The 10,532-nt window shown below is 49.7% G+C and carries 7 protein-coding genes; 3 read left to right on the plus strand and 4 right to left on the minus strand.

The genetic code is table 11. The features are described 5' to 3' along the window. Positions 1 to 109 precede the first annotated feature (109 nt). Positions 110 to 1,744: an electron transfer flavoprotein-ubiquinone oxidoreductase gene (locus tag JJU14_RS12580; RefSeq protein WP_228614040.1), complete on the plus strand. Its 1,635-nt coding sequence runs from the start codon at positions 110 to 112 to the stop codon at positions 1,742 to 1,744. Between the two features lie 210 nt (positions 1,745 to 1,954). Beyond that, positions 1,955 to 4,156, plus strand: a complete 2,202-nt coding sequence (locus JJU14_RS12585) for a hypothetical protein (RefSeq protein WP_228614041.1) — start codon at positions 1,955 to 1,957, stop codon at positions 4,154 to 4,156. A gap of 26 nt (positions 4,157 to 4,182) precedes the next feature. On the opposite strand, the gene JJU14_RS12590 is transcribed toward JJU14_RS12585, so the two are convergent. Continuing rightward, positions 4,183 to 7,230: a diguanylate cyclase gene (locus JJU14_RS12590; protein ID WP_228614042.1), complete on the minus strand. Its 3,048-nt coding sequence runs from the start codon at positions 7,228 to 7,230 to the stop codon at positions 4,183 to 4,185. Between the two features lie 105 nt (positions 7,231 to 7,335). Beyond that, entirely contained in the window at positions 7,336 to 8,301 is a 966-nt protein-coding gene (locus JJU14_RS12595; RefSeq protein WP_228614043.1) for an aldo/keto reductase family oxidoreductase, read from the minus strand. 112 nt (positions 8,302 to 8,413) lie between these two features. Between JJU14_RS12595 and JJU14_RS12600 the strand changes: the two genes are divergently transcribed. Further along, the gene (locus tag JJU14_RS12600; RefSeq protein WP_228614044.1) at positions 8,414 to 9,853 is read left to right on the plus strand and encodes a DASS family sodium-coupled anion symporter; all 1,440 of its coding nucleotides are present in this window, start codon (positions 8,414 to 8,416) and stop codon (positions 9,851 to 9,853) included. A 59-nt stretch (positions 9,854 to 9,912) separates the two neighbouring features. On the opposite strand, the gene JJU14_RS12605 is transcribed toward JJU14_RS12600, so the two are convergent. Together JJU14_RS12605 and JJU14_RS12610 are read right to left on the minus strand one after the other, a co-directional pair. Next, the gene (locus JJU14_RS12605) at positions 9,913 to 10,257 is read right to left on the minus strand and encodes a hypothetical protein (protein WP_228614045.1); all 345 of its coding nucleotides are present in this window, start codon (positions 10,255 to 10,257) and stop codon (positions 9,913 to 9,915) included. Positions 10,258 to 10,335: 78 nt separating this feature from the next. After that, positions 10,336 to 10,532 (minus strand): hypothetical protein (locus JJU14_RS12610; RefSeq protein WP_228614046.1); only part of this gene is annotated, 197 nt, incomplete at its 5' end.

Consider the following 10,532-nt stretch of genomic DNA (forward strand, 5'->3'; position numbering starts at 1 on the left):
AATTTGATAAAGATCAGGGTAACAGTGCCTGCAACGAGGTATTCCTTTGTTTCCCTGCAGGACAAATACAACAACGAAGAGGTCAGCTGTGGACGTGCAAAGAGAATCGATGGAGTTTGACGTAGTCATAGTAGGCGCAGGCCCGGCAGGTTTAGCGGCCGCTATCCGCTTGATGCAACAGGCGCAGCAAGCCCAGCAGGAGCTGATGGTTTGTGTGGTCGAAAAAGGCTCCGAAGTGGGCGCGCACATTTTATCGGGTGCCGTGTTTGAAACGAGAGCCTTGCAAGAACTATTGCCCGACTGGCAGTCACTGGGAGCACCTCTGAATACACCCGTAGTGCACGACGACATCTACCTGCTGCAATCAGAGACTCAGGCCAAAAAACTGCCTGGCTTTGCGGTGCCGAAAACCATGCACAATAGCGGCAATTACATTGTTTCCATGGGCAATGTCTGCCGCTGGTTAGCTGAGCAAGCCGAGCAATTGGGCGTAGAAATATTCCCGGGATTCCCGGCATCTGAGCTGATTGTTGAAGACGGTGTGGTCAAAGGCATTATCACCGGTGATATGGGGCTGGATGTTGACGGCAGCCCAAAAGACAGCTTTGAGCCAGGCATGGAACTGCGTGCCAAATACACCATCTTCGCCGAAGGTTGCCGTGGTCATCTTGGCAAACAGCTGCTGCAACAATTTGCGCTGGATAAAGGCTGCTCTCCACAGCATTACGCCATTGGCTTTAAAGAAATATGGGACGTGGATGCATCCAAGCACCACCCTGGCCTGGTGGTCCACAGCGCTGGCTGGCCGCTGGATAAAGACACCAGTGGCGGCGGTTACCTGTACCATGCTGAAAACCAGCAAATCCTGGTTGGCCTGATCATCGATTTAAATTACAGCAACCCGCATTTAAGTCCGTTTGAAGAGTTTCAACGCTTTAAACAACACCCCGTGATGAAACAGTATCTCGAAGGCGGTAAGCGCGTTAGCTATGGTGCCCGAGCCATCGCTAAAGGTGGTTTAAACAGCCTGCCCAAAATGAGCTTTCCGGGTGGTCTTTTAGCTGGTTGTGAGGCCGGCACGCTGAATTTTGCCAAAATCAAAGGCAACCATACCGCAATGAAGTCCGGTATGTTGGCTGCTGAAACCATTTTTGCAGCCCTGCAAAGTGGCGATGAAGGCGGCCAGGATTTAACCCAGCATCAGCAACGTTTTGAGCAAAGCTGGTTGTACGACGAGCTGTACCGCTCACGCAACTTTGGCCCGGCCATGCATAAATTTGGTACCTTCTGGGGCGGAGCCTACAACACCATTGAACAAAATTGGTTTGCTGGCAAATTACCCTGGACACTAAAAGACGAGTCGCAGGATCATGCACAACTCAAACCAGCCAGTGACTGCCCGGTGATCGCTTACCCTAAACCAGATAATGTGTTGAGTTTCGATCGATTATCGTCGGTGTATTTGTCCAACACCAACCATGAAGAAAAGCAGCCATGCCACCTGAAACTAAATGACGCTGGTATCCCAATCAGCCAGAACCTGCCTCGCTTTGCTGAGCCAGCGCAGCGTTACTGCCCGGCTGGCGTCTATGAAGTTATTGAGGATGCTGATGGCAGCGCGCGTTTTCAAATCAATGCGCAGAACTGCATTCACTGCAAAACCTGTGACATCAAAGATCCGGCGCAAAACATCACCTGGGTGACCCCAGAGGGACCGGGAGGCCCGAACTACCCGAATATGTAAATTCATTTCAGGGAGCCGTGCGCTCCCTTTTTTTGCCAGTATCTCTGCAGACATTGCTACAGCTCTGGCTCCGGCAGTTAAAAACTGCGACTTGCCGTTTGGGGTTATTTTTTCAGCTGGTTCAGTGCTGGTTAAGCATTGTATTCAACTGAAAAAGCGTCTACTTTTAGTGCACAGTTGTATTAAAAAACCGATGCAGGATGATGCGCTATGGCAACGAAAACACCGACCACTCAACCAGAAACAAAGCAGGAAGACCTGAATGATGAGGTGATTGCAGTACGACCAGCCCCAGGCAATAAAGCACAGCCACCGAGCATTGCTTTTGGCGGTGAGCGTTACATGTACTTTACCGAGCGTGACCTGAATCGCATTTTGGCGAACCTGGATGCCCTGCGACAAACGGTATTCCCTACCAGTGGTGTAGAGCATGAAATCAGTGCCCCTAAACAGCAACACTTCCCATCGGTTTGTTTGATTGGCCTTGGTCGCTGTGGCTCAAACATTGCTCTGGATGTCGCTTCACTGGTCTACAATGCCCGCAATTTTTACCTGAATGAATTTAATAACGAAGAAAAACAAAACCGTGAGCAGGAATACCGCCCCATGCGCTGGATTAAGCGCAGTCTGCACTTAAAGCCATCGAATGCTTTAAAGCCGGTGTTTCTGATTGAGCCTTTGGTGATGCTTGGTGACTTGGACAAAGACATTGAAGGCCGCATCCGTTTTTCCAATAAGGGTGAGTCCAGTGGCTTTTTGCACGATTACACCAAGATGAAAATTATGGACTTGTCTGAAGTGCATGCTGGTGGTGCTGGTAATGCCCCTATCCTGGGTCAGTATTTGGCAAAAATCATCCTGAATAAAGATACTCAGCGCTTTTCCAATGCCGACTGGAAGTTTATACACTCCTATTTAATTGACTCCTGCGGCATCAAAGCCAACCAATCCAGGCTGTACTTTTATATTTTTAGTGCTGGTGGTGGTACTGGCTCAGGCATGGCATCTGAGTTTGGCCTGGCCCAACAATACGCCTATATGAGCAAAACCTTCGATACCCGAACCTTGCCAGAGAATGAAGAGAATCGTGGGCACTCCTTTGTATTCGAACCCATTTTCACCAGCGGTATTTGCATCCTACCGAACATCTCTGATCATGGCGTTGAAATGTCCGAAGCGCTGCACATCAATGCCGGTCGTCTGCTTTGTAAATACCTGGCAGAAGAATGGGATTTTTCGTACAACTTTGATCATGAAGACAGCAGCGACGCCAGCGTAATGCACCGCATTCGCCCCTGGAACGCCATGATGCTGATTTCAAATGACATCATGCGTTACGCTGAGGAAACCGACGATGGCGACATCCAGCATATCGATGTCAATGCTATGGAGAAGTATGCCAATCAATACATTTCTCAGCAGATTTTTAATATCCTGACCGCTCAGGCAGTCACCACCGATTACGATGAAAACTACTTCCGTAGGGCCGGGATCGATATTGGTGAAACCATCCGGCTCGATGCCAATGATCTCTTTATGAGTCTGGCCGGACCGGTTGCCGTCGCCTATGCAGAATCGGTGATCCCAACCGAGGGTGCAGGCCAGGAGAAGTTGAAGCTATTCGATAAGCAACAAGCCAGTGGACTGAATATCGATGACTTGTTTTTCCGCTCCATTGACCTGCCACACTTTAACAAGGTCACTCAAGCCATCGAAGGTATCAGCTTACTGCCCATCGAGTCCGAGCGCTACCGTGCCACCCTGGCCAGCTACCAGAAAAATGGCTACGATGCGACAGAACTGAAAGACCTGCACTTTTTCAAAAATTGTTCCTCGGTGGTGTCTATCGTTTCATTGCCAAAAGACTACAAGCTGTCGTACATGGACCTGAACAAGCTGAAGTCGCATCTGAACAACCTATTCCCAAATACCACCTTAAAGCGCTACGCTTTAGTCATTGGTGCTTCGGCGAATATTTCACTGACCACCCTGATCGTAAAAAGTCCTTGTTTGAGTGATGACTTCCTGACTCTTATCGTCGCTTATATCAAGCGCTGCTTTGCCAAAGACAGCTACCGCTTTGATGAACAGCTCGATGAAGCCATGTTGGAGTTTATTCGCAGTGAAGAATTTGATGAAGACCGGGTCGATGCCATGCTTAATGAGTTTGAAAACCCAGCGAAAATTCTCGATACCAACTGGTACGCCATCAAGCCAATGTACGAGAAAAAATACCGCGAACTGATCCACAGCAAGGATAAGTTTATCTCCATCAATGATATCCGCTTATCACGCGACAGTGTGAAAAAAGCCATTAAGTACCTGCGGGAAATTTACCGGCACAAAATCAGCAAAACCCGGGTTATCTCGCTTAATCAACAAGGTGCGAAAAAAGAGAAGCAAAAAGACTAAAGCGGTACTATCTCCAAAGACCATCGTTACAATTCGATGGTCTTTTTCTTTTTCTTGGCTTTGAGCCGAGCCAATGTATCCGCTGAGCCACGATAATCAAACCAGCCACTTTGCAGCAGTTGCTCCGGACTTAGCGTTACAACTTTACCTACCAGCTCTGCCGGTGCATCGGGTTTTGGTGTCAGTTGCAACCAACCCGACTTGCCGTATTGCTTCACAATGTACATGGCTTTATCCGCTAAAATCAGGCTGGTGCTCCAGCTCCAGCTGCCCGGAGGATGGAAACAAACCCCAATGGAACAACTGATGGGAGCGGTTAACTCCGACTGATGTGGCCAGGAGTAATCCGCTATGGCTTGCATTAAACGCTGCATAAAGTCGTGCACAGAGTCGGTCAGATCCAACAAAATCAAAAACTCTTCACCGCCCCAACGCACCAAATGATCTGAACTACGTACCTGCAGACTCAACAGCTCTGCCATGGCAATCAACACATTATCGCCAGCGCTATGGCCAAGTTGATCATTGAGTAGTTTGAAGTTATCGATGTCCAGCAACAGGCAATAAAAACCTTCCTGTTTGCGCACGCTGCGTGCCAGTATGTGCTCAATCACCTGATTTAAATAACGCCGATTGTACAGCCCCGTCAGGGCATCGGTTACACTGGCTTGTTGCAATCGCTCATTGGCTGCGGCCAATTGCTGGTTGGCACGATTCAGCTCCTCTGTCCGCTCAGCCACCTTTCGGCTCAATTCGTGCCGGGCATGTTCAAGCGATCGTAGCCGGTAACGATAGACCAGCAATACGGCGCTGAGCAGCAGCACCCCAATCAACAGACGAGCCCACCATTGTTCATACCAAAAAGACGGAATGTTTAAACTAAGTCGGGCTGTTTCGCTCCACTGGCTTTGGTCACTCAGCCTGACCTGAAGCTCAAAGTGATAATCACCGGCTGGCAGGTTGGTATAAAACGCCTCACGACGCTCAACCACCTCCGTCCAAGTTGCATCATACCCTTGCAGGCGGTAACGAAAACGCAAAGCGCTGTTGCGATAAAACCAAGGGGCTGTGTATTGAAAACGCAGATTGCGACTGCCAAGAGGTAGCTTCGCCGGTGGCTGGCTAAACCACTCTCCTTCAATGTCGACGCCTTCAATTCTTGGTACAGGAAGCCTTGCATCCTGAATATCTGACTGCACTTCCAATACCACTAAGCCATTTAAGCTCGGTAAGAAAAGCTGACGGCCCTGCAACACGCCTTTATTGTTGCCGGCTCCATTACAGCAGCGGACACCATCAACATTGGACTCCAAACCAAAGTCATCGATCAACACACGGGTTTGCACTTGGCTAGCAGGCACCAGTGAATCAAGCGCCAACTGATAGACCCCATTAAAACTTGAGACATAGAGTTGCTGCTGATGCTGCCCAATGAATAAAACCGAAGGGGCTGGTAATTGCATCGCACTTAGCCAGTACCAACCATCACCAGACTCGACCGCAATCCCTGTTTGAAAGGTACCAATAATAATGCGATCATCCTGCAACTGACCAATATACGAAATATAGGTACTGCTTAGCAGCTTATCATCGGCAAAATTTTCAGTGTGGCCTTCACTGTATCGATAGAGTCCCTCGGCTGTCGCAATCCAGAGTCGCTGCTGACGGTCGATAAAAATCATCCGGATACGTAGGTTCTGAATGCCTAAGGCTTTGGTTTCATCATGCAGTTGCTGACCATCCCAGCGAAACAGACCGTTAAAGGTTGCCACCCAGACATCACCGCCGGCATCTTGCAAGATGCCATTGATTTGTAAGTGATCCAACAACGGATACTGCCTGACCAACTGGCCGTGCTGATCTACTGTGACCATGCCACGCCTGGTACCTAGCCAGAGATTTCGGTCACGATCCTGCATCAGGGTGTAAACGACAGGATTAGGTAATCGATCGGCTAAATCAGTGCTGCGAAAGACGTCGCCATTCCACTGATATAATCCGCTGTTCCCTCCTACTAACAAACCTTCATCGCTATCCAGTAATGCCCAGATGTAAGGCTCGGCTAAACCAGCTTCAACGCCATAATTCCGAGTACCATCGTAACGCAATCGCTGCAAGCCATGGGTTCGGCTTCCCAGCCACAGTTGGCCGTCCTTATCTTCAAAAGCTGCTACAAACCAGGGCCTAGTATTGTTATCAAGCTCGGTTACCTTTTCAAGCAACTGGCCACGCTGTACTTGCCACAATTGCTGCGACAGAGCCAACCAAAGCATCTGCTGCTGATCCTGATACAGCATCTGTACCGGTTCAGTGATCGTTTCGCCATTAATCAAGTAAGGGCTAAAGTATCCGCTTTCATGCAATTGATACAGGCCTTTGCTGGTGCCAATCAACAATTGCTCATCATGCCAGGCTAAGTGAAGTAATTGTTGTTGTGGTAATAAACCAGATACAGGGTAATGATGGTAGTGACCATGCTCGATATAAGCCAGTGAGTCGGTGTGTGCGATCCACAAGCGCTCCGGGGTACTTAGCATCGCCGTGATTGGCCCGGATTCATGTTTAATGGCTGTTGTTTGATGCTCAGGCAAAGCAATCTGGTGCAACGACTGGCCGCCGGCATATAGGATGCCATCAAATTCTGCAATCGCTTCAATGCTTCCCAACGACTGCTGCTGATGAAAGAACTCGTGAAACTCATCATCCTTGAACTGGATCAGTCGGCTGGAACTGCCTACCCATAAGGAGCCATCACTGCTGTAATACACAGTCCGCAGCAATGGGTTCAAAAACAGCGGCGAGCTCTGGCCATCAAACACCGTGAAACGATAGCCATCAAAGCGGGCCAGCCCACCTTCCGTCGCCACCCAGAGGTACCCATCATTATCCTGTACCATACTGAGCGCAGAAACCTGCGGCATACCATCCACCGTATTCCATCGCCGTTGATGGTACTGACTGTACAAAATGGGGCCCTGCACTGCCTGCTGTGGTGAGGCAAAAGCCAGTGTCATCATCTGGAGCAGCAAAAAAAACAACAGGCTTGATAGCACGAAAAACCATCGTGTCAGCATGCAGGCACTTCTCCATTGGCAATTGGCATAGTGGGTTTGAATTGCACCATCATGGTTGAAAGTATGGCATAGCTTTTCAAGTCAGCTGGATTCATTGCATTACTTTTAGGGCAAAGCAGCAGCTCGAATCGAAGTATAAAGTGCATACCAGTGCGCTCGGCTGAGTTCGACCTTGGTTGCTTGCTGACAGGCTTGGATCCGCCTAACTGAGCAAGAACCTATCACCGGCTGAATCGCGGACGGATGGCGCATGAGCCAGGCCAAGACAATGGCCTCTGCTGGCTTTTGATACTCGCCAGCCAGCTGCTGTACCAAGCGGGCTGTTGCTTTCTCAGCATCGTTGCGCGGAAAGCGGCCACCACTAAATACTCCTTGCGCCAAACTGCCCCAGGCCTGCAGCTGGATGCGGTGCAACTGACAATACTCGACAGTGCCAGCTGAGAAATGGCAATCGCTTCCAGCCGGCATCCCTGTCAAGATCCCCTCTTCCAACCAATGGTAATTGGCCAGACTCATTTCCAGCTGATTAGCAACCAATGGCATATCCAGTGCTTGTTGCAGCAACTGCAGCTGCGGCCAGGCCATATTAGAGACACCGAAAGCCCGTACCTTGCCTTGCTGATATAGCTCGGAAAAGACTGCAGCTACTTCCGCAGGTTGCATCAGCGGATCCGGCCGGTGCAACAGCAACAAATCCAGATAGTCGCAGCCAAGGCGCTGCAATGAAGCCTCGACACTTTGTCGGATATGCCCGGCGGAAAAGTCGTAATAGCCGGGCTCGGTAGCGGTTGCCAGCCGGATACCACATTTGCTTTGAATAAAGAGTTGCTCACGCGGGATGGCGGCTTGACGTAAATAATCGCCAAACACCTGTTCTGATTTTCCCAGCGTATAAATATCGGCATGATCAAAGCAGTTGATACCAGCCTCAATGGCAGCATCAAGCGCCGCAAAAGCACGTTGATGTTGCTCACGACTAAGGCTGCTGCTATCCCAATTGCCGCCAAGCTGCATGCAACCGTACATCAGACGGCTAGCTGCTGGAAACAACGTCTGTAAAGGAAAGTTCATGGATACACCCTGCAAAATCAGCAAAAAATTTGTTTGTCACTATAGCATTATTGCAGTGTAGCTGGCATAGCCTTAGACTAAAGACCAAGCGCTTTCAGACGACATTTATTCCATGGCTTTGAAAAAACCGACCTACCTGTTTGCCTTGCTGGCTGGCCCACTCAGCTTTGTGCTGTTAAGCAGCATGGAGGTGCCTTTTGCCGGCATGAGCCAGCATGCCTGGTTTATGGCAGCGCTTACGCTGTGGATGGCTATATGGTGGATCAGCGAAGCCGTCCCAATTCCTGTAACGTCCTTACTTCCCATTATTCTGGTACCCTTGCTTGGACTAGACTCCTTGGGCGCCGTTACGGCCCCTTACGCGCACCCACTGATTTTCTTATTCCTCGGTGGCTTTCTACTCTCCATTGCCATGGAACGCTGGCAACTGCATAAACGCATTGCTCTTCATGTCATGTTGATTGTCGGCAGCAAGCCCAGCCAACAAGTGGCAGGCCTGATGTTTGTCACCGCCTTTTTATCGATGTGGATGTCCAATACGGCTACCTCGGTGATGATGCTACCCATTGCCCTGTCTGTGTTGGCCCTGCAACAAAACCAAACGAAAGACAACTCGGGTTTTGATACCGCCGTGATGCTCGCCATAGCGTATTCCGCCAGCATTGGTGGCGTTGCCACCCTGATTGGTACTCCACCCAATGCGCTGCTAGCGGCTTATCTGCAAAGCAATTACGACATTCAGATTGGCTTCGCCCGCTGGATGCTGATAGGTGTGCCTATTGCTACGTTATTGCTGGTGATGTGCTGGTTTTGGCTGACCAAACTGGCTTATCAACTGGATAAAGTGGCACTCAGCGATACCAAAAATTTGTACCGCGATGAACTGCAACAACTTGGCCCTATGACCGGTGGTGAAAAGCGGGTGCTGGCGATCTTTTTATTTGCAGCCGTTGGCTGGATCTCGCGGGAATATGTGCAAAGCCGCACCGGCTGGCCTCTGGATGACACCATTATCGCCATCATAGCAGCCTGCCTGCTGTTTATCGTGCCGGTGAATTGGCGCAGCGGCCAGCGTATCCTGCAATGGGAGGACACCAAGAAACTGCCATGGGGCATCCTGCTACTCTTTGGCGGTGGGCTGGCACTGGCCGGGCAAATTCAAAAATCCGGCCTGGCCGATTTTATCGCCCTGCAGGTTGGCGGCCTGGATGGTATCAGCATCCTGTTGTTGGTATTGCTGGTCACCACCATCATCGTGTTCCTGACCGAGGTGACCAGCAATACCGCCACCGCCGCAGGATTTTTACCGTTACTGGGGCCGGTTGCTCTGGCGCTGGATACCAGTGTCGCCATGCTGGTAGTACCCGCAGCGTTAGCTGCCAGTTGCGCCTTTATGATGCCGGTGGCAACCCCACCGAACGCCATTGTGTTTGCATCCGGCAAGCTGAAAATCATCGATATGGTCAAAGCCGGCTTTGCGCTGAATATTATGGCGATTGCCGTGATTACACTGTTTTGCTATTGGCTGGTGGAGCTGATTTTCGGGTTTTAAATCGTAAAGCTCACCAGCCATTGGCAGGTGAGCTTCATTAGTGTTATACCCTATGCCGATCACTTTTGTTGCGTTGTTGGCTCAACATAATCTTCTGGTAAAGGTTCATCGGTAGCCGTGACGACCCGGGTCACCGCAAAATTATTACCACCTCGCGAAATTACAGCAAACTCACTGTACGATGTACCTGATGATTTATAAGGCGTTGCTTCAATATTACCTTGCGGTGTAATAACCGTGGCCGTGATTTCCGTTAGCAAACAGACCCCGCGACTACTTGCTTGCCAGGTGGTTGATGGCGTAGCGGTAAAGTCATCATCCGAGCAAAACACACTCATATAACGAACCTTGCCTTTAATGTTGAAACTGGTTGAATCGTGAATTTTAACGTGTGGATAACCCATAACGATCTCCTTTTGCTCATTGGTTGTATAACACGGACGGCAAATGCGTCAGATTTTTTATAGAAGCAATGGAAAGAATTAAATTAATATTTTTACGATAAATTTACGACATTCAAAGATCGCAATTAAAACGGCATGGCGAAGCGGGAAGCCATCAGGGCTCTGCCCGATGAAATTATCAAAGCAAAAAAAGCAGCCATCAGGCTGCTTTTTTTCTTGAAATTTGGAGCGAGTAACGAGGTTCGAACTCGTGACCTCGACCTTGGCAAGGTCGC

This window comes from Alkalimonas sp., assembly GCF_020831925.1.
GTDB lineage: Bacteria > Pseudomonadota > Gammaproteobacteria > Enterobacterales > Alteromonadaceae > Alkalimonas.